Below are 20,957 nucleotides of genomic sequence, written 5' to 3'. Positions count from 1 at the left end.
AAGTCAATCAAATTTCATCCAACCTCGGCGATTAAAATCATAATAAATACCGGCGGCTGAACAAATCCCAATAAAAAGAAGAATTGAACCGAAGATGACTTGACCAAAAATAAATTTCCCAATTGCAAATAGAAATGCAAACACCATCAAACAACCCAAAATCCAATCGATAAACAATCTGAAAAAATCTTTATCTGATTGAACTTCGGGCAAGTCTTTCGAGATTTCATACCATAGAATGCCGCCGACGCGAGTTCGACGGTAGAAGTTAATTAGATGTTCACGGCTATCCGGCTTCGTGATAAATGTTGCAATGAGAGTTGCGGAAATCGTGAATGAAACAATATAAAAAAGGGAATTTGGAAAGGGAATTTTAAGCAACAACGAAAAAACGATATACGCAAAAATTGGAGCAATCATCGCTGTGATTTCAGACCACGCATTGAGCCGCCACCAAAACCAACGCAAAATCAAAACAAAGCCAACACCTGCACCACACTGAAGAATAAATTCCCAAGCCCCACGAATGGTATCAAGAACAAAAAAAGTGATGAAAAGCGAAAAGAGCGTAAGAAGCGCGGTAAAAATTCGGGATACAAAAATGTAATGTTTCTCAGTTTCATCGGGCTTAAAGAAACGCCTGTAAAAATCATTCAGGATATAACTCGTCCCCCAATTCAGATGAGTAGAAAGGGTTGACATATATGCAGCTAGAAAAGCGGCAATTAATAGGCCTCTTAAACCCGCTGGAAGTAAATCTCGCATCAAATAAACAAAACCATCTTCTTTACTTTCCGGCGGAAGGTGAGGATAAAGTACCGCGCTGACAAGCCCCACCATAATCCAAGGCCAAGGCCTAACGCAATAATGGGCAACGATAAACCAAAGAGTCGCAAAAAGTGAATGCTTTTCATCTTTAGCCGACATCATACGCTGTGCGACATATCCGCCGCCGCCCGGCTCTGAACCCGGGTACCAACTCGCCCACCATTGAACCGCCACTAAAGCAAGAAAACCCATCGCCGTAAGTTCAAAAATTCCCGAAACATCAGGCGAAGGAGCCGCTTCTGAAAGACGAGGTAAAAATTGAAACATCCAATCGGGAAGAATTTTCATAAGTCCACCCGAGTCCGTTACCGTAGGGTGGTGAAGCGCAAGCACTGCTAGCACAATACAGCCAAACATTGCAATTACAAATTGAACGGCATCTGTAACCGTAACTCCCCATAAGCCTGAGAGAACTGAGTAAAAAGCCGTAGTAAAAGCAAGCGCAGTAATAACCAATTCGGTATTGACCGCAGGGAGCATAATCTTGATGATTTTGTACATCGCCAAATTTACCCACCCCAGAATAATGGCATTCATTAAAAGCCCAAGGTAAAGCGCCTTGAAACCACGCAAAAACTTTGCGGCTTCACCGCTATAACGAAGTTCAATAAATTCCAAATCGGTAAGGATCTGAGCTCTTCGCCAAAGCCGCGCGAAGAAAAAAACCGTAAGCATTCCACCAAATACAGAAGCCCACCAAATCCAATTTCCTGCAATGCCGTTTCGTGCCACGATTCCCGCCACGGCAAGCGGAGTATCAGCTGCAAAGGTTGTGGCTACCATTCCGGTTCCCGCTAGCCACCAAGGCAGCCTACGGCCCGAAAGAAAAAACTCCGTGGTATTCTTGGAAGCGGTTTTGGTATAAAGTAACCCTACCAAAAGACTGATGAGAATGTAAACGGTGATAACTGAAAAATCGATGAGTGTCAGACTCATGATAAATAAGACTTAAAAATGTGTCAATTGAAAATCATCAAAGATTGAGGGCTCAAAATGGAGAAAAAGAGACGATTGGGCAAACAATTGAAAAAAAAACTTCTGAACTCAAAATCATATTGATTTTCGAATGAGATGTATAAGAAGCCCTTACACCTTGTTCAAGAAGGGAAATTTCAGTACTATTGCCGCTCAAAATTTCACAAAGATTAAAAAATAGACTTAACCACTGAATCGTAATGAAAACAGTCATTCAAGAAAACTCTGGATCAGGGTTCAAAATATTTATCAGAAATGGCATTTTAGGACTTCTTCTCACCGTTGGTTTCTTCGGTTGTTCCGAAAAGTCTAATGAACTCCCTCAAGATTTACCGCTTGCAACGCTCTCGCAGGGTATAGAATGGAAAGAAACCATTACCGTAAAAGAATTTGAATCCCGCTACACCGAAAACAGAAAAATTGAAGATGCGATAAAGGACAGTGTCTCGGCCTATCGCGATTTTTTAGATCGCTTTATAGACTTCAAATTGAAAGTGAAAGATGCCAAGGATAAGAAAATTGATAAGGATACAACCGTCAAGGCTGAATTTGAGAACTATCGAAAAATGATTGCAAAACCTTATCTCTTGGAAAAGGAAGTATTTGAAAAAGCGGTAAAGGAGCAGTATGAAAGAAGCAGAACCGAAATTGAAGCATCCCACATATTAATTCGATTTTCAGAAGATGCTCGCCCTGAGGATACCCTTAAAGCTTATGAGAAAATTACAGAGGTCTATCAAAAAGCAATCAAAGGTGATAGTTTTGATTCATTGGCAGCCGCCTACTCAGAAGAGCCGAATGCTGCTCAGAGCAAAGGGCGTTTACCGATTTATAGTGCAGGGATGATGGTTTATCAATTTGAAGATAAATCGTTTGAAACCCCTGTTGGCGGTGTTTCTCAGCCATTTAAAACGCGTTTTGGTTACCATATTCTAAAAGTGTGGTCAAAGCGTCCGCGCACGCCTGATGTACGAATTGCTCATATTATGATAATGGCTCGGCAAGGTTCATCGCCAGCTGATACCGTGAAAGCTTATGAAAAAATTTCATCAATTGAGGCTGCCCTAAAGGCCGGAGCTGAATTTGAAAAATTGGCCCGTGATAGCTCAGAAGATCGAAATTCTGCCGGCCGCGAAGTCGGCGGTGACTTAGGGGTGGTATCACGAGGAACTTTTGCAAGATTCCCAACTTTCGAGGAAGCCGCGTTCTCTCTTAAAAATCCGGGCGATGTTTCAGCGATTGTAAGAACCGCTGTTGGATTCCATATCATCAAGTTGCTTGAAAGACGCTTTTTGCCGCCCTTTGAAAATGTGGAAGAAGAAATTCGCACTGCCCTAAAAAATAATACAGAAAAAATGGATGCTGAATTGGAGCGGGTGATTGCGCGTTGGAAACCGGAACTGAAGTATTTCGAAAACCCAAAAGCCGTAGAAATTATCGCTTCAGTTTATGAAAAAATCGATACTTCAAAACAAGGAATCGTGCCTGACCAGTTTCGATTTGAAGAACCCGAAAACCAAACCACTGCCTTTTCATTTGCTGGAAAAAGCTTTTCTCTTGCGAATGTTGTTGGCCGATTCAAACGAAGCCCCGAACCAAGAAAGTTTAACCGCTCGTTTGTTACGAAAGAAATTCAAGACTATGCACGAGAAGAAATTCTGGAGCACGAAGTGGCGCGGTTAGAAAACCGTTACCCTGAATTCAAAGCCTTGATGCAAACTTATAACGATGCCAATTTACTTTTTGCAAATGCAGAAAAAACGGTCTATTCAAGATCGCAGCCAAATGATAGCTTGGCAAAAATTTATTATGATAAGAATTCTGAAAGTTTCAGATTTGAAGATCGCGTTTCGATCACACAGCTTGTTCTTTCAGATTCTTCAAAAGCCAATGCACTTTACGAAGAGTTAACGACAGGAAAAAGAACGCTTGATTTGATTACACCCACAATGATTGAGGCAAAAAAGAAAGCACTTTCTGCAGAACTCAAAAAGCTTAAGTCAGCAAAAGCTAAAAAGAAAGCTGATAAGGCTAGAAATGATTCACTAAGATTGGCGAAAGAAGCTGAACTGAAAGCCCTTAAACCCGATTTGACCGTCAGAACGCTTGAACAAATGATTGAGCGATATGGTGAAGAAATCGAAACACCAAACTTGGGAACCGTGTCATTGCCAATGAATTCTGGTGCGATCGGTCTTTTTCAAAAAGGTGAAAACCCTATTGCAACCGAGGTTTTTGATGAAAAACCCGGAACGATTGCTCCGGTGAAATCAATTGGTGGTGGATTTGTGATTGTCAGAGTTGATTCAAAAGAACCATCAAGAAAAAAGACTTTTGAAGAAGCAAAAGCAGAAGCTTCGGCACGTTATCAAGAAGAAATGATTCGTAATCTTGAAGATGATTGGGTAAAGGCTTTGCGCGCTAAAACAGTCATTACAATTGATGACGCAGCACTTTCCAAACTCTTTGGAAAAGGTTCGAAATAGACTCATAACTTTTTTGTAATTAACGCAAGGCTGCAGTCACTTCAAACGCGCAGTCTTGCGTTCATTTTTTATGCAGAAATTCATCTTAAATCGATTATTGAATAAAAGACTCTTTTTGCTGCACCTTCACTTTGTGGCGGCGATCGTATTTTTTTCTCTAACCTCTTGCTCTAAAAGCACGGAAACCGCGTTGCCGCTGATGCAAATTGGTCAGAGTAAATTATTCCGCGAAGAACTTGAATTGGTTCTTAAAGGGCTTTCAAAGGAAGACAGCATTACGCAAGCTTCTTTATATATCGAAGACTGGAAAATGAACGCCATTCTTTACGAAGCAGCAATAGAAAATGAGATGCAAGAGGATACGCTTACAAAGTATTTGATTGAAAAAATGAAGCGAAGAATTGTGGTTCAGCAATATGTCGATAAGCGTATGAAAGAAGAAGAAGCCAGTGGGCGATTCGATGTCGATTCAATTGAAGCAAAAGCGTACTACGAAAAAAACGCCCCTGAATTCACTTATGGATTGCTTTCTATGAAAGTATTGCGTTTATATGCACAAAGTGAATCAAGAGCAAAAGAATATGCCGAGCTATTTGAAAAAAATACGCCATTGGATACAATTTTGATAAAAGCGCTGGAGCTTGAGCCTGAACTTGGGGAGATGAATAATTCTCAACGAAAATTTGCAACCCAACTTTTGCCGATTTCCAAAATATATTTTGAAACCGCCTCATTAAGGACAATGGCGGAATCAATGGTGCTAAATGTTCCTTCAAAACCGCTTAAATTAGCCGATACTCTTTTTGTGGTAATGACTGTGCTCGAAAAAGTGACGCCCGGAAGTCGCAAATCATTTCAACAAGCGTATCCTGATGTGAGTGAGCAAATCAAGATTTTAAAAGAGAAGAAATATATGAACGACCTAATTCGAGAGTCGCTCGGAATGATAGAAACAAAATAAAATGAAAGAGAAAAATACACCTTCTAAATCCCGCTTCTATAACCGGTTCTACCGACGAATCCTGAGGTCGCATTACGCGATACTAACAATCATTTTATCTTTAAGTCTTGCTAAACCTGCGGCTTCACAGGAATCATTTCTGGACGGGGTTGTAGCGATTGTGGGCGATGAAATCATCTTAAAGTCAGATGTTGATGCACAGCTTCAATTTTATGCCTATCAAAATCAAATTGAACCACGAACAAGCGGATTATGGCGCAAGATGCTCATTGCAATGATTGATCAAAAGATTCTCGTTGCAAAAGCAAAAATTGATAGTATTCAAATCTCAACAAATGAAATCGATGAAGAAGTCTCTCGTAGAGTTGATTACATCAAAGAGCGATTGAAAACCGAAGAAGAAGTTCAAAAGTATTTTGGGAAGTCATTTTCGCAATTGCGAAGCGATATGCGAGAGGAAGTTCGCTCGCAACGAATGGCACAGCGATTGGAGCAAAAGAGATTTGAAAATTTATCGGTGTCGAATGTCGAAGTTGTCGAATTCTTCAATACCTATAAAGATTCACTTCCTGATATCCCCGAAGAAATTGAAATGGCTCATATCTTGATTCGGCCGAAAGTAGATAGCACCTCGAAATCCGCAGCAATGAAAAAAATTCGAGATATTGAAGCAAAGTTAAAATCGGGCGAAGATTTTGCTTCAGTTGCAAAATCGTATTCCGAAGATCCGGGCTCAGCGCAGCAGGGCGGCGATCTCGGATTTTTTAAACGAGGTGAATTGGTCAAGCGGTTTGAAGAAGTGGCTTATGCTCTTCGCGAGGGTCAACGTTCGAAAATATTTGAAACTGAATTCGGTTATCACATCATTGAACTCCTTGAGAGAAAGGGAGAAGCCATTCACACTCGGCAAATTTTAATCCGATTTGATAAATCAAATCTCAACGAAAAAGCGGCACTTGATACGCTTTCAATGATTCGCAAGAGTGTTCTGAATGGAGAGGCTCCCTTTGGATTTATGGCAAGAGTTTACTCGGAGGATGAAGAAAGTGCTGTTCGTGGTGGCGATATCGTTTCTCCACAAACGATGAGCAATCGCATCCCACTTGAATCCATCGAAGAACCTTTTCGATCCACGATTTTAAAAATGAATCAGGGCGATATTTCTGAACCTTCTAAAATTGATTTACCGGGTGGAAATTATGCCTTTCATATTATTCAATTGAAATATCGGGCGAAAGAGCATAAAATGAACTTGGAGCAAGATTATGTTCGAATCAAAAATTTTGCCCTCCAGAAAAGACAAAGTGAATTACGTGAGGAGTGGCTACTTCAATTGAGAAAAGAAGTTTTTTGGACTGTAAAACTGTAATGATCAGCCAATGAAATCACATTAAAATGAGAAAAGCCGCAAAAATGCGGCTTTTTTTTGTGGCGGGGGCAGGACTTGAACCTACAACCTTCGGGTTATGAGCCCGACGAGCTACCAATTGCTCCACCCCGCGATTTGCTTTGTGAACATCATTCGTTCATCAAAGGGACGCAAAGATAATTGAATCAGACAACAAAACCAAGAAATATCTTATTCAAAATCCAAGAATTGTAAGCCAAAGATAGGTTCCGAAAAAGCCCAGTACCGCTCCTGCAAGGGTTTGCAGTGGGGTGTGCGCCTTGAGAACTACTCGAGCCCACATCAAAACCGGCAATAAAATAATCAGCCCAAAAAATGGGGTTCCAAATACATATCCAAGTGATGCGATAGGCCCACCTAAAGAGCACACATGAACGCTTATTTTCCAAAGAAGCGAAATCAATAATATGAGAAAAGTCGTGACACCGTAGAGAATCATTAAACTCACAATAATTGGGTCTGCCGCACTTAGCCAAAGTAGGAAAGCACCGAAGAGATAAGTCACCGTTCCAATTGCCATAGGAATTGAGCGCTTTTTTCGGTCTGAGATGTCATAATCATTGACTAACCCGACTTTCTTCAACAAAACCACTGTAATCGCCGGCGCAATGGTGCAAATGAGGAAGACAATGAAAAATTGAAGAATTCGATTTGGAGCAGCACTCTCCCGAATAAAAATTAATACGCCAAAATTGGCCAAGGGCAAAGTGATTGGATGAAAAATCGAAGAAAATATTTCTGCAAATCGAAGGGTGAGTGAAATGCTGCCCGTGGATGCATCACTCGCGCGAACGGCCATTATGTGATTGTTTGGTTGTGAATATTTGCGTCAAACCGAAAAATAGCAAAATTACTCATCTGTTTTGTTAGGGGAATATAAAATCAACGAAAGGTAAAGTCACTAAAAGGAGCTACTCGTGAGATAAATAAAACCCTTGATAGGATGAGGATTGGGCCATTTCATTGTCGAATTTGGACCCTAAAATCAAGGTAAGTACCGCCTGACCTTCCTCTTCTTTCAGAGATGAAATCCCGACAAGACCACGAATTCCCGAGGCGATCAGTGCGTTTGAAACCGACTGAGATTCCAAAATACGATGTAAATCGAGGCGAAGCGACGCCGGCCGAAGTTCATTACCGCAGAGCCGAAAGGCAGGTAAATAAGATACCCCCGCTATACCTTCGGCTAAAGCCCGCAATAGCTTTGACTCTCCAAAACGTGAGTTGAGATAAGCTTGATAAAAAACATTGCTAAAATGTTGGAAAAATGTACTCGGTGCGAGCGTCACTTTACCAAATCGGGTAATAACAGCCTCAGCGCGGTGGGCATCATAAACGATGTGATCAAAATGAAGTGGTAAAACACAAAAAAGCGGCTTATTTTGATTCGTCAATTTGGGCTTTTCTTTTCCGTTTTCTTCTCGAATTCTTGAAGGAACAAGAAAGAATTTTACTTCAAAGAATCCATCATGAATCGCTAAATGCGGTTGCTCAATTGGGCTATTCCGCTCTATCCCAGCTTGCAAAAGAAGATTAATCAGTTTTTCGGGAATCGCAACCTCCTGTAACTCAGCGGTTTGCGTGAGTTTCGCACGATTTATTTTGTGGAGCACCCGAAAGGTCAGCCCCAATGTTTGCGAAAAAAGCGAGGAAATTGACATTGCTTGTTAGCGTTACAAATTAATTAAAGTTCCACACGCTCAAGACACAGTCACGTTACCCATTTTTCAACCAACAACAAATGAAAAAAGAAGTGGGGCATAGCCTCTTTAGCCGATTCATAATTGCAAAATAAACTTTAAAATAGGTTTCTGCTCCCATAATTGACCCGGTATGAAAATTCTTCGAGTGAATCGGAACCGCTGATTCCAATCCTTAAGAGCTCATATGGGTCTCGGATTGGAAGGGGGTTAAGTTTGTCTTTGATTCGAAACGCAACCTGAATCCCATATTTTTTTAGGAGACGTTTGATCGCTTCTTTTTCTTTCTGCTTTTTAGGTAATCCTCCATAAGGGTATGCAAATGCTGAGACAAATGGGATGGTTTCTTTCAAAAGAGTTTTTTGCATCATCTCCAAATCTTCCTCGATTTCACGCTCTGTTTTGAATCGATAATTCATATGTGCAAATGAATGAAGTGCAAACTCAATTGTCTCGCCGTGGTTTTGTTTAATATGCTCAACATCGACGAGCGGTTCATTTCCATTGTCCCAAACATTCGTGCCGCCGATATGTTGAATAGGAAGAAAAATGGTGGCTTTCATACCGTATTTTTTTAGAAGTGGCAGCCCGATGTCAAGATTATTAATATACCCGTCATCGAAAGTAATTAATACAGGCTTTGGCGGCAAAGGGGCATTTTGGTAAAGGTGAAGAATAAGTTCTTGACTGCTAATGGATTTGTAATGATTCTGCTTGAGCCAAAGTAGTTGCGCCTCAAAGTCGGAGCCAAGTACAGTAAGTTCATTTTTGGTGGTGTTCGATAATTTGTGATACATTAGGACACGAAGTACCTGATTTTGAATCGGAAACAAACTGCGAAACCTCCAATAAGCAAAGCTTAGAATGAGACTGGCTAGAATTGCTGAGATGAAAATGACAAAGATCATAAGCCTTTAGAGATTCGTTTACTTTTTACAACTTAGAACATTCACAAATAACTTATGCCGGAGATTAGCGTCCTCTTGGCAGTGCACAATGCAGAGCGATTTATCGAGCACTCGCTGAACAGTGTTTTTGCTCAAACCTTTCGCGATATTGAAATCGTTGTTATCGACGATGGCTCTCAAGATAAAACGCTTACAAAATTACTTTCCATTAAAAATCAATCGCCCTTTCCATTTATTATTGAAACCAACCCTGAAAACCGTGAACGAATCTACAGTCGAAATCGTGCAGCGGAAATCGCAAGTGGCGAGTATCTCTTTTTTCTTGATCACGATGATGCTTGGCGTAGCAATCATTTAGAACTTATGCTTAATCTAATCAAGAAGTCTGATGCGGATGCCATTTGCAGCCCACTTCGAAGCAAAATGAATATGGAGGGGGTGCAAACCTATACATCCAAAAAGGCGCTTTCCAATAATGTTGGCGAGCTCATTTTCGCTGCGCTTGTTGGTGGAACACCCGGAATTGGATTCAAGAAATCAGCCTTCCCAAAATATGAAGATTCGTTTCTTTTCAGAGAGGATTGGGAATTGATGATTCGCTCGTATCTGAAAGGCTTAAAGATTGTTTGCGGCGATTTCGATACAGTGATTGTACGCGAACATCCCAATCGCTCAAGCGACTGCATTCCTTACTTCATTAACAGCTTAAAAGTATTTGAGACTTATCGCAATCAAGTTCCAAAAAAGTACCAACATCTCTTTCAATTTGAAATCGGTTCAACGGCAATGCGCTTCGGCGATCTCCCGAAAGGCTGGGCGATGATGATTCCTTCGCTTATTCAAGATCCCACGCTGAACCGAAATCCACGCATGTGGCTTCTGCTCTTAAAAAGAGGGTTCAGAATCGACAAATATTTAAGGCATTATTCGAAAGGCAAAAAAAATTAAAGAAGTGGTCTCCCCTTTCGCTTTTTGAGCCGGTAAAAAGTGATAACTTGTTCAAGTTTTAATGAACAAAAAAGTACTGTATTATGCCCGTAACAAATTCCGGACAATCTGATTTTTCAAACCTCTTTAATATTCTCAGTCAAAACGCCTCACCGGAAAAAACTGATGAAAAGAATTTACATCCCCAAACGATGTGCCCTGCCTTTGGAGGGCTTAGGGTGCTTACAAGAATCAATGGCGCGCAAGTGTGTTTAGCAACTGATAAAGGTTGTATGTATGGACTAACATTTGTTTCGCATTTTTATGCAGCGCGGAAGTCGATTGTTTCGCCTGAGGTTATGAATCATCAACTTTCAAATGGCACCATCATTGCAGATTTGAGAAATACCGTTGAAGAAATTGCAAAAGATGAAAGTATTCGCCTGATTCCAGTTGTAACACTGTGCGTTTCAGAAACGGCCGGTGTGGCTGAAGAGCTTCTCCCAAAAAAAGTTGGGAAGGCTGATGTGGTGCTCGTTCGGTTACCGGCATACTTGATTAAATCGCATCCTGAAGCCAAAGATATTGCGGTTGAAACGCTTCTAAGAAGGTTTGGTGGTAGCAATGAATCAAAACAAGAAAAGCGAGTGGCAATCGTCGGGGAAATTTTTCCACTCGATGCAATGAAAATCGGCTCGGTGCTTGAGAGAATTGGGGTGAAAGAAATTGTTACCATTCCCTCAGCGCACATTGATGATTTTCGTGAGGCCGCAGATGCCTCTGCCGTTGTCATTCTCCATCCCTTTTACGAACTCACTGAACAGTATTTTACTGATAAGGGAATCAAGGTAATTTCCGGCAATCCGGTTGGCGCCAGTTCGACATACCGTTGGATTAAAGATATTGGCGAAGCATTGAATCTTGATGCAAAAACGGTAGAAGCTGTGGCAGTTGAAGAGCGTGATAAAATTAAATCCGCCATTGCCGAAAACAAGGTCACCGGCACCGTGTTGGTTGCAGGGTATGAAGGCAACGAATTTCCGTTGGTTCGCTTGTTGCTTGAAGCAGGGGTGAATGTACCTTATGCCTCAACCTCCATTGCTCTGACAACACTGGGAGAATCGGACGATAAACTGCTAAAAATGTTTGGTACAGAGATTCGATATCGAAAATATCTTGAAGAGGATCGGCGAGCTGTGTTGAAATACAATCCCGACCTTGTGGTCGGTACAACCTCTCTTGACAGTTATGTTAAGGAATTAGGAATCCCTTCAGTTTATTATACCAATATCATTTCTTCAAGGCCAATTTATTTTGCTGAAGGGGCTGCAACAATGTTACAACTCACCCAATCCTTGATAAACAAACGACCTGCCTACGAAGTGATGAAATCATTTTTTGAAGGGTAATTCAACGCAACATTAAAAATTAAAACGGGCACCGTAATGAAGTGCCCGTTTTTTTATGAGCGAGCGACGGGGTTCGAACCCGCGACATCAACTTTGGGAAAGTTGCACTCTACCGACTGAGTTACGCTCGCAATTCACAAAATTACAATGCGAGATAAGATTCTTCAAATTCAAAAAATGCGAATTAGAGCCCTTCGCTTAAATTCTTAACAACATATCCTTGACTTTGCTTTCGATTAAATCACGTACTTTGCGAAATTCTTCCGGCTCAAGATGTTTGGGATCCGGAATCGCCCAATCTTCCCGTTGCTTGGCACGAATAAATGGGCATTCATCGCCGCAGCCCATTGTTGCAACAAAATCATACTCTACATCAGGAATTTCCGTCAGCGCTTTGGAGTGATGCTTCGCAAGGTCATACCCTAATTCCTGCATCGCTGCTATTGCTTTAGGATTTACTTTACCCGACGGTTTTGAACCTGAACTAAATGCTTCAAGTGTTGAACCGCCGTGCATTCTTGCGAAGGCTTCTGCCATTTGGCTCCGGTTTGAATTTTCAATGCATACAAAGAGAACGCGTTTCATTGTTTTGAAAATTTAGTTTGAATAAAAACGGCGTTGAAACCAAAGCGAGAGATATACAAGTGACACCAAAGCAGGAACTTCAACAAGTGGACCAACCGTAGCAGCAAGAGCTTCACCTGAAGTAATCCCAAAAGTGCCGATGGCAACGGCTATGGCTAATTCAAAATTGTTTCCACTTGCCGTAAATGCGATTGAAGCACTTTCTTCATAAGTATGTTTTGTGACATAGGAAAGCCAAAAGGAGAGCGAAAACATGAGCACAAAATAAAGCAGAAGAGGAACAGCTATCGATACAACGGCAATGGGTTTTGAAAGGAGTGTATTTCCTTGCATTGCAAAAATGAGTACAATGGTATAAAGAAGACCCAATAATGCAAAAGGCGAGATAAAGGGTAGAAACTGAGATTCAACCCACGCTTCACCCTTCCATTGAGTAAACAAAAATCGAGAGAGAAAACCAAGAAGAAACGGAATCCCCAAAAAAACGAGAACACTTTTTGCAATTGACCAAATGGATATTGATAGTGCGGCGGATTCACTGCCGACCCACATTGGGAGAACGCTCATAAAAAACCATCCAAAAAGTGAATAAGTCAGGATTTGAAAGATTGAATTGAGTGCTACGAGAATCGCGGCAATTTCAGAGCTTCCACAAGCAAGTGAATTCCATACTAAAACCATTGCAATACAACGTGCAAGGCCAACAAGAATTAGCCCATTTCGAAATTCAGTTTCGTTGGGAAAGAATATCCACGCTAAAGCTGTCATTAGAATTGGGCCAACTATCCAATTCAAAAAAAGGGAAACTTGAAAAAGCCGCCACTTTGTCACAAACCCTGAAAGCATATGGTAACGAACTTTCGCCAGCGGTGGATACATCATCACCAAAAGACCAATGGCAATCGGTAATGAGACGCCTTCGATTTGAACAGATTCTAAAGCTCTTGGCGTAGAAGGGAAAGACTGGGATAAAAGCAGTCCGGCCCCCATTGCGAGAAGAATCCACAACGGAAGAAATCGATCAAGGGTGGAGAGTCGCTTGAGTTGTGAAGCTTGTTCTGGCAAGTTCATTCTTGATTGAGGATTGGGATTGAGAGTTGAAGTGGTTGTGCATTTTCCATTGGGCTGCAACACATTTCTTTCGTACCGGGAGCATCGTCACGAAATGACTCAGCGTCGGAAAGAACGGTAAATACTTCCCAATCGATTCCCTCGGGTGAGCGAACCCAGAATTTATCTTGAACGGCGTAGCAGCAAGTCGTGCCGGTTTCAACAAGCGTTGGTTGAATCCCGCGTTCTTTGAAAAGTTCAAGCATCGAACTGACCTCTTCTGTCGAAGACACTTGAAACCCAAGGTGACTCAAAACTGAATTGTGAACCTCGAAAGTGGGTTGCTTTTCGTTAAGTGTAAAATTCCATTTTGGATTATGCAATTCAAACTTGGCATAACCGGGCTTAACTTTAACAGGATTGACCCCAAAAAGCGTCGTGTAAAATGCGATTGATTCTGCGAGGTTAGGCGTGTAAATGGCCGTATGCGGAAAAAGAATGGTCGGCTTCGTCATAACTTTTTTTTTGAATTTAATCGTAAAGTAGCGATTGAGATGTTGAATCTATAAACTTGAAACTTGTTTTTTAAATCGTTCCAATTCAATTTTATTAAGCATGTAACAAACTTTTGTGCCTTCGGTTTCACCAATAATAAACCCGGCATTTTTCAATACTTTTAGGTGCTGAGAGACAGTAGCTTGCGATAAAGGAAGGACATCAACGATCTCACCGCAAATACACACTTTATCTTTTAAGATTTCAAGAATCTGAAGTCTTACCGGATGTGAAAGCGCTTTAAGTTTTATCGATAAAGAATCAGTATCCGATTTTTGCAATTTTTTCACTTTTACATTTTAATTTTACATTCTTTCATCGTCAAATTACGATAATTAAGTTTAACGGCAAGTAACCGCGATGTAAAATTTCCTTATGCTTACCGTACCTTGTGAAATTGGAACTTTAATGAATTGAACTAAAGGATGAAATCATCGAATGCAATGGATTTGAATAAACAACAGTTGCAAAATGTGCAAGGTGTAACACTTGGTGAGAAATTTGAAAGGCTTTACAAAATTGTTCAGCTTTTAAGAAAGGAGTGCCCTTGGGATCAAAAGCAAACGCCCGATTCGCTTTTGCATTTGACAATTGAAGAGGTCTTCGAGATGGTTCACGCGGTTGATGTCAAGGATGACAATGAGCTAAAAAAGGAATTGGGCGATATTCTTCTTCATTTATGCTTTCAAAGCATATTGGCTGAGGAGCGCCGTGCCTTTGAGATGGAAAGTGTGTTGGATGCAATTTCAGAAAAACTCATTTTCAGACACCCGCATGTTTTTGGTGAAGCAACGGTTTCGGATGAAGGGGATGTAAAAAGAAAATGGGAAGAGTTAAAACTCAAAGAAGGAAGAAAATCGGTATTAGAGGGCGTACCAAAAGCAATGCCTCAGCTCTTAAGAGCATTTCGTATGCAAGAAAAAGCAGCGGGCGTTTCATTTGATTGGAAGCAAAGCGAAGAAGTTCTCTTAAAGCTTGGTGAAGAAATGGCAGAGTTGAAAAATGCATCTTCACAGGAAGAGCGCGAAGGGGAATTCGGTGATATTCTTTTTACGCTGGTCAACTACAGTCGGTTTATTGGGGTGAATCCTGAAGATGCGTTACGCAAAACGAACGAAAAATTTTTCCGTCGGTTTCAGCACATTGAAAAGCGTGTGGCTGAGAGCGGAAAATCGTGGAAAGATTACGATTTGACTGAATTAGATGTTTTTTGGAATGAGGCTAAGCAAATGGAAGCACAAAAAAATTAAATTAATATTCATTCAAACCATCAAGAATTAAATACCGTTGATAAAGAGCCACAAATTCACTCCAAAGAATTGCATCAGCAGTAGAAATTTACACATTCAATCATGAGAATCATTTTTTTTACGGGAAAAGGCGGGGTTGGTAAAACAAGCTCTGCCGCGGCAACGGCTATTCGTTGCGCCGAATTGGGTCATCGGACAGTGATTATGTCCACCGACCCGGCCCACAGCCTTGCTGATTCACTTGGGGTGCCGCTCAGTGGCGAAATAAAAACGGTTATCACAAATCTTGATGCCATTGAAATCGATCCGTATGTCGAACTCAACGAAAATTGGGGTGTGATTCGCGAATATGTTGCTTCGCTGCTGATTACTTTAGGAGCAGATTCAGGGATTTCCGGCGAGCTTGCCACCGTTCCCGGAATGTCGGAACTCTTCAGTCTTCTTCGAATTCGCGATTTTTTTGGAAAGAATAACTACGATGTCGTGATTGTTGATATGGCACCAACCGGTGAAACGCTTCGATTGCTTTCATTACCGGAAGTATTAGAATGGCTGTTGAAAGTCACACGAACGGTTGAGAAATTTATATTAAGTCCCTTACTTCGTCCTATCTCAAAAGTAACGCCGGGTCTTAATAAAATTGTTGCGCCTGAGGAAGTGGTTGGCGTTTGGGATCGCTCGCTTGATCGGTTAAAAGACATCCGAAATATTTTAGATACCAAAGCAATAACTTCCGCACGATTGGTCATGAACCCCGAAAAAATGGTGATTGATGAATCGCGGCGGGCATTGACTTATTTGAATTTATACGGAATGAGGGTAGATGCTGCGATTGTTAACAAGGTAATTCCTGACGACGCGAAAGAAGGATATCTTTCAGAATGGTATGCTTCGCAGCAAAATCATCTCAAAACGATTGACCAAGATTTGTCACCAATGCCGATTTTCAAAGTACCTCTCTTTCGCTCTGAAGTTAATGGCATTGAAAGATTAAGAGCGCTTGGAAAAGCATTGTATGAAGATACCGACCCGGCCGCTTTGCTTTATGACGAAAGACCAGTTGCTGTAAGATTTGAGGAAGATGGCGCTGTGCTCAAAGTAAAGTTGCCTTTCGCCGCAACAGAGCAAGTTGAGCTTTCCCGATTAGGCTCTTCTTTGAAATTAACAGTTGGAAACCGTTCAAAGGAAATTGCTCTTCCGGATTCCTTGGCCGGTCTTGAGCCAAAAGAAGCTCAAATGTCTGAGGGGTATTTAGAAATTAAATTTAAACCGGCACTCAAAGCAGAACCGGTGGCAGTTTGATTTGCTTTATTCAAAACGAAGTGCCTCAATTGGATCTAAAGATGCCGCCTTAAAAGCCGGATAAATCCCGAATCCAATTCCGATAATTGAACAAACAAAAAGTGAGATAAAAGCCCAATCCCAAGGGAAAACCAATGGGGCGTTGAAGGCAATTGCAAATAAGTTTCCCCCAGTAACACCCACAATAATTCCCATCAATCCACCCATTTCAGAAAGAAGCACGGCTTCAATCAAAAATTGCTTTAAGATGCTGAATTTCTTTGCACCAATTGATTTTCGAATTCCAATCTCTTTCGTGCGCTCTGTAACACTTACCAGCATAATATTCATAATCCCAATACCGGCCGTGATTAATGCAATAAAGCTAATGATAAATGCCCCGATTCGAATTACACCTGCAATTTGCTCGAAAGTACTAATCAGCGATTCATTCGAAACCATTTCGAAATCATTTTCTTCAGTGGCATCAAGCCCTCTTACGACGCGCATTAAGCCAATGGTTTTATCCAACAATTGGTCATAATCGCTTTGTGAAAACGCCTGAACAGAAATTTGAAGGCTACGAAATGTTTTTCCATAGTTTTCAAAGAATTTGGTGATTGGTATTGTGACAAATAAATCTTGACTTTGCCCAAATGAAGTTCCCTTTGGAGAGACGACACCGATTACAACATAATTTTTCCCTTGAACTTTAATCGTTTTACCAATCGGATTTTCTGAAAGAAAAAGCTTTTGTGCGACATCATAACCGACGACACAAACATTTCGAGCATAAAGAACGTCTTCTTCGGTAAGAAATCGACCGTTCTCCATTTCGTAATTATTGGTTAAGAGTGCAAATTGATCAGTACCGTAAATGTCAAGGTTCGGATTAGTTTTTATGCCATTGTAAACCGCAGTGCGCCCTCCTGTTCCAACTTCAAGTCCAACGGATTTCGCGTCGTTTCCCAAAAGTTTGCGAAGCCTTAATCCTTGTTCATAGGTTATTTTTGGGCGGTTCGCGAAGCGAGAAGAACGCGGCCCTCCAAAGTTTATTGCAGGATACCGTGAGATTTTAAAAGTCCCCGAACCCAAAATATTTAAACCTTCCTCTACTTGTGCCTGTAAAGAAGAAATGATGGTCATTACACCAATGACAGAGAAAACACCCACTGTTATCCCAAACATTGTAAGAATGGAGCGAAGCGTGTTCGCCTTCAAAGATGAAAGCGACATCAAAAAGATTTCCTTTAAAAACACGATATTTTTTGGTTTGCTGAATCGTATCCCTCATTACTCACGAAGCAATCATTCACATAAATTTGCTTAATGAAAAATCAATGAATTAGGATCGATGTAAAGGCAATAAGCTGAAATAAGATCACGTTCAAACCTAACACAGTTCACAGATAGAACAGTTCAAACATTACAGTGAATTTGGGAATTGATAACTTGTAAAAGTAAGAAAGTAGAATTTCGAATTACGAATTCGGGAAAAAAAAGGAGGCTTTCGCCTCCTTTTCATCAACAATTAAAGTCAATAAAATTAAACCAATTCTTCCAGTTCCCGTTTTTTCGGTTTGGCTTCGTATGTCGGTTCTTCGATTCCAATGGAAGCGTGGTTATAAATCGATTCATTATGAATGCTTGTATCAAGTCCGGTGACTTCCTCTGAGGCTTCTGCACGGAGCGGAATGATGATGTTAATGACCTTCAAGATGACAAAAGTCATAATCATACTATAGGCAATAACAGCGAAGGCAGAGATTAAATTTGAGATAAGCAATGAGGCACTTCCAAAGATCAGACCATCTGCACCAGCGCCATTGACGGCTTTGCTTGCGAAAATGGCGGTTAAGATTGTTCCTAATGTTCCACCTACCCCGTGACAGGCAAAAACATCGAGCGAATCATCAAGAGGGATTTTTTTCTTAACAAGTGTAGCGGCAAGGTTGCAAAGAACGCCAGCAATCAATCCAATCACTAAGGATGAGGAAATAGAAACAAACCCTGCTGCTGGAGTGATGGCGACAAGCCCTGCGACAGCGCCGATACATGCACCAATTGCAGAGGGTGTTCCTTTTGTAAACCAATCAAGAAGCATCCAAGAAAGAAACGCCATTGAAGCAGCAGCCATCGTGGTAACAAATGCATGTGCGGCAAGACCATTTGCACCCAATGCAGAACCGCTATTGAACCCAAACCAACCAAACCATAGTAACGCAGTGCCTAACATTACATAGCCTGAACTGAACGGCTTTACTTCTGAGTGAGCAACTTTACGATGGCCAACCAACGCCGCGGCAACAAGAGCTGAATACCCGGCCGTCATGTGCACAACCATACCGCCTGCAAAGTCCAATGAACCCATCGAGCGAATCCATCCTCCAACACCCCAAACCCAATGCGCTACCGGTGAATACACGATAAGGGACCAAACCGCCATAAAAACAAGCCAAGCGCTAAAGCGGACGCGTTCAACAATTGCACCAATAATCAATGCCGGAGTGATAATGGCGAACATACATTGAAAAATCATAAACGCGAGATGCGGAATAGTGGCGGAGTAGTCACTAAAAGCTTCTTGCCCAACGCCATTCAAGAACAACCAATTTAATCCACCGATAATCCCTCCGTTTGATGGCGCAAAAGCAAGGCTGTAACCACAAACGACCCATAAAACACCGACAATTGCAATTGCAGAAAAATTCTTAAAAAGAGTGGAAACCACGTTTTTTGATTGTACCATTCCACCATAAAAATATGCGAGCCCGGGAGTCATGAGCATCACTAAGGCTGCACTAATTAACACCCAAGCGGTATCACCGGCACTGATTGGCGGAGCGGCAACCGAATCTTGAGCGAATACGAGATTACTTGTTGAACAAATGGCCAACAGGGTAAGCGCTAAACCGCCAGAGATTTTTTTCATCATAAGAATTTAGGATAAAATTAAAAAGAAGTTGCTTTATTGATAGATAAATGGAAAATGATCTTAATTATGAAGGCAAATATACGCAACACCTAAATAATTTAGGGAACATTTCTTTAAAATCTATTTGAAGTAATCAAGCTTCGTAAAAAAAATAGGATAGGAGAAAAAAAAGCGAGCCATTTGGCTCGCTTTATCATGAATTGGTAGATTCGGAAGTTATGAAAGATGGATTGCTTTAACGATTTCTTGAGCGAACTCAGAGCATTTCACTTCTTTAGCCCCTTCCATCAGTCTCGCGAAATCATAAGTAACCGTCTTATTGCTGATCGCGGCGTTAAGGCCTTTCACTACAAGATCGGCGGCTTCATTCCAACCCAAATGACGAAGCATCATTTCGCCCGAAAGAATGACTGACCCCGGATTAACTTTGTCTTGACCGGCATATTTCGGTGCGGTTCCGTGGGTGGCTTCAAATACCGCGTGACCGGTGATATAATTAATATTTGCTCCGGGTGCAATTCCGATTCCCCCTACTTGGGCGGCAAGCGCATCTGAAATATAATCGCCATTCAAATTTAAGGTGGCAATAACGTCGTATTCTGCTGGGCGAGTAAGGATTTGTTGAAGGAACGCATCTGCGATTGAATCCTTAATGATGATGCCTGCGCCGCGCTTTCCTTCGGGAATTCGACACCACGGACCACCATCAATTTCAACAGCACCGAAATATTTCTTCGCCACTTCATAGCCCCAATCGCGGAAGCCACCCTCGGTGAACTTCATAATGTTGCCTTTATGAACAAGCGTTACATTTTTGCGATTATTCTGAATCGCATATTCAATAGCGCTATGCATCAAGCGTATGGTTCCACTTTGTGAAACCGGTTTAATTCCTAATCCTACTTGAACGGATTCATCAACGGTTGTGCCAACCAATTGCCAGAAGTCGTGAGCTTTCAACTCCGTTCCAAAGCGGATTTTCTCAAACATCTTTGGATATTCTTTTTGAATGAAATCCAAGAGTTTTTGCGATTCCGGAGAGCCTCCTTTGAATTCAATACCGGCGTAAATGTCTTCGGTGTTTTCACGGAAAATGATCATATCAACAAGTTCCGGATGCTTAACGGGAGAAGGAACTCCTTTGAAATACTGAACCGGACGCAAGCAAACGTAAAGGTCGAGCATTTGTCGCAGGGCAACATTTATGCTTCGAAAACCGCCCCCAACTGGGGTCGTTAAGGGTCCTTTGATTGCTACTAAATATTCACCGATGGCTTTAATCGTGTCATCAGGTAGCCAGATTTCCTTTTCATAAACTTTGTTGGCTTTTTCGCCGGCATACACTTCAAACCACTCGATTTTTTTCTTTCCTCCATAAGCTTTGGCTACTGCGGCATCCAAAACAAGTTTAGAGGCCGGCCAAATGTCAACCCCGGTGCCGTCGCCTTCAATAAATGGAATAATCGGATTATCGGGAACGGTGAGTTTCCCATTGACGGTCGTGATTTTTTCTCCCTTTTGTGGTGGAATTAAACGTTCATAGGTAGGGGCGGATTCGGTGACTAACTGCATGTTACGAATGATTGGATTAAAAAAAAGTGCCGCTTTTGGAATTTCTTTTCATTTTTTCGGCACGGAATACAAAATTACCAAAAAAACTATGGGCGGAAGGTCTTTTTTTACCCCTATGTATATGAAA

General features: G+C 41.4%; 18 protein-coding genes and 2 tRNA genes. 7 read left to right on the top strand and 13 right to left on the bottom strand.

Annotation, left to right across the window (positions count from 1 at the left end; all coding sequences use genetic code 11):
* Window positions 1-3 precede the first annotated feature (3 nt).
* Window positions 4-1,767 (bottom strand): sodium:solute symporter family protein, encoded by a 1,764-nt coding sequence (locus SFU91_03350; GenBank protein ID MDX2128051.1) that lies wholly within the window; start codon window positions 1,765-1,767, stop codon window positions 4-6.
* Between the two features lie 236 nt (window positions 1,768-2,003).
* Between SFU91_03350 and SFU91_03345 the strand changes: the two genes are divergently transcribed.
* The 3 genes from SFU91_03345 (at window position 2,004) to SFU91_03335 (ending at window position 6,619) form a co-directional block, all read left to right on the top strand.
* A complete protein-coding gene (locus tag SFU91_03345) occupies window positions 2,004-4,289 on the top strand; it encodes a peptidylprolyl isomerase (GenBank protein ID MDX2128050.1) in 2,286 nt (761 codons plus the stop codon).
* A gap of 70 nt (window positions 4,290-4,359) precedes the next feature.
* Window positions 4,360-5,250: a hypothetical protein gene (locus SFU91_03340; GenBank protein MDX2128049.1), complete on the top strand. Its 891-nt coding sequence runs from the start codon at window positions 4,360-4,362 to the stop codon at window positions 5,248-5,250.
* A gap of 1 nt (window position 5,251) precedes the next feature.
* Window positions 5,252-6,619 carry a peptidylprolyl isomerase gene (locus SFU91_03335; GenBank protein ID MDX2128048.1) on the top strand — a complete coding sequence of 456 codons (1,368 nt, stop codon included), beginning with the start codon at window positions 5,252-5,254 and terminating at the stop codon, window positions 6,617-6,619.
* A gap of 60 nt (window positions 6,620-6,679) precedes the next feature.
* Here SFU91_03335 and SFU91_03330 read toward each other — a convergent pair.
* The 4 genes from SFU91_03330 to SFU91_03315 all read right to left on the bottom strand — a co-directional run bounded on the left by SFU91_03330 (window position 6,680) and on the right by SFU91_03315 (window position 9,266).
* A tRNA-Met gene (locus SFU91_03330) sits at window positions 6,680-6,752 on the bottom strand.
* Between the two features lie 81 nt (window positions 6,753-6,833).
* Window positions 6,834-7,457 (bottom strand): hypothetical protein, encoded by a 624-nt coding sequence (locus SFU91_03325; protein MDX2128047.1) that lies wholly within the window; start codon window positions 7,455-7,457, stop codon window positions 6,834-6,836.
* 112 nt (window positions 7,458-7,569) lie between these two features.
* Window positions 7,570-8,319: a hypothetical protein gene (locus SFU91_03320; GenBank protein MDX2128046.1), complete on the bottom strand. Its 750-nt coding sequence runs from the start codon at window positions 8,317-8,319 to the stop codon at window positions 7,570-7,572.
* 137 nt (window positions 8,320-8,456) lie between these two features.
* A complete protein-coding gene (locus SFU91_03315) occupies window positions 8,457-9,266 on the bottom strand; it encodes a polysaccharide deacetylase family protein (GenBank protein MDX2128045.1) in 810 nt (269 codons plus the stop codon).
* A 54-nt stretch (window positions 9,267-9,320) separates the two neighbouring features.
* Between SFU91_03315 and SFU91_03310 the strand changes: the two genes are divergently transcribed.
* Window positions 9,321-10,214, top strand: a complete 894-nt coding sequence (locus tag SFU91_03310) for a glycosyltransferase family 2 protein (protein ID MDX2128044.1) — start codon at window positions 9,321-9,323, stop codon at window positions 10,212-10,214.
* Window positions 10,215-10,405: 191 nt separating this feature from the next.
* On the top strand, window positions 10,406-11,602 hold the full coding sequence (bchY, locus tag SFU91_03305; protein ID MDX2128043.1) for a chlorophyllide a reductase subunit Y: 1,197 nt from the start codon (window positions 10,406-10,408) through the stop codon (window positions 11,600-11,602).
* A gap of 58 nt (window positions 11,603-11,660) precedes the next feature.
* Here bchY and SFU91_03300 read toward each other — a convergent pair.
* The 5 genes from SFU91_03300 to SFU91_03280 all read right to left on the bottom strand — a co-directional run bounded on the left by SFU91_03300 (window position 11,661) and on the right by SFU91_03280 (window position 14,082).
* Window positions 11,661-11,733, bottom strand: a tRNA-Gly gene (locus tag SFU91_03300).
* A 67-nt stretch (window positions 11,734-11,800) separates the two neighbouring features.
* Window positions 11,801-12,187, bottom strand: a complete 387-nt coding sequence (locus tag SFU91_03295; GenBank protein MDX2128042.1) for an arsenate reductase ArsC — start codon at window positions 12,185-12,187, stop codon at window positions 11,801-11,803.
* A gap of 12 nt (window positions 12,188-12,199) precedes the next feature.
* Window positions 12,200-13,258, bottom strand: coding sequence for an ACR3 family arsenite efflux transporter (arsB, locus tag SFU91_03290; protein ID MDX2128041.1), 1,059 nt, complete (start codon window positions 13,256-13,258; stop codon window positions 12,200-12,202).
* On the bottom strand, window positions 13,255-13,752 hold the full coding sequence (locus SFU91_03285; protein ID MDX2128040.1) for an ArsI/CadI family heavy metal resistance metalloenzyme: 498 nt from the start codon (window positions 13,750-13,752) through the stop codon (window positions 13,255-13,257). Before SFU91_03285 ends, arsB begins: the two co-directional genes overlap by 4 nt.
* 48 nt (window positions 13,753-13,800) lie before the next feature.
* A complete protein-coding gene (locus SFU91_03280; GenBank protein MDX2128039.1) occupies window positions 13,801-14,082 on the bottom strand; it encodes a metalloregulator ArsR/SmtB family transcription factor in 282 nt (93 codons plus the stop codon).
* Between the two features lie 135 nt (window positions 14,083-14,217).
* Here SFU91_03280 and mazG point away from each other — a divergent pair, with 135 nt between their 5' ends.
* Both mazG and SFU91_03270 read left to right on the top strand, forming a co-directional pair.
* Window positions 14,218-15,042 carry a nucleoside triphosphate pyrophosphohydrolase gene (mazG, locus tag SFU91_03275; protein ID MDX2128038.1) on the top strand — a complete coding sequence of 275 codons (825 nt, stop codon included), beginning with the start codon at window positions 14,218-14,220 and terminating at the stop codon, window positions 15,040-15,042.
* A 102-nt stretch (window positions 15,043-15,144) separates the two neighbouring features.
* Window positions 15,145-16,344, top strand: a complete 1,200-nt coding sequence (locus tag SFU91_03270) for an ArsA family ATPase (GenBank protein MDX2128037.1) — start codon at window positions 15,145-15,147, stop codon at window positions 16,342-16,344.
* Between the two features lie 6 nt (window positions 16,345-16,350).
* Here the strand turns inward: SFU91_03270 and SFU91_03265 are convergent, their stop codons facing one another.
* The 3 genes from SFU91_03265 to icd form a co-directional block, all read right to left on the bottom strand.
* The gene (locus SFU91_03265; protein MDX2128036.1) at window positions 16,351-17,559 is read right to left on the bottom strand and encodes an ABC transporter permease; all 1,209 of its coding nucleotides are present in this window, start codon (window positions 17,557-17,559) and stop codon (window positions 16,351-16,353) included.
* A 310-nt stretch (window positions 17,560-17,869) separates the two neighbouring features.
* Complete coding sequence (locus SFU91_03260; GenBank protein ID MDX2128035.1) at window positions 17,870-19,258, bottom strand: ammonium transporter; 1,389 nt, start codon at window positions 19,256-19,258, stop codon at window positions 17,870-17,872.
* Between the two features lie 216 nt (window positions 19,259-19,474).
* The gene (icd, locus tag SFU91_03255) at window positions 19,475-20,830 is read right to left on the bottom strand and encodes an NADP-dependent isocitrate dehydrogenase (GenBank protein MDX2128034.1); all 1,356 of its coding nucleotides are present in this window, start codon (window positions 20,828-20,830) and stop codon (window positions 19,475-19,477) included.
* Window positions 20,831-20,957: the final 127 nt, after the last annotated feature.

This window comes from Chloroherpetonaceae bacterium, from assembly GCA_033763895.1.
In the GTDB taxonomy this organism is placed as follows: domain Bacteria; phylum Bacteroidota; class Chlorobiia; order Chlorobiales; family Thermochlorobacteraceae; genus JANRJQ01.
Note: the sequence above shows the minus strand (reverse complement) of the source record. Positions and strands in the feature narration are given on the sequence as shown.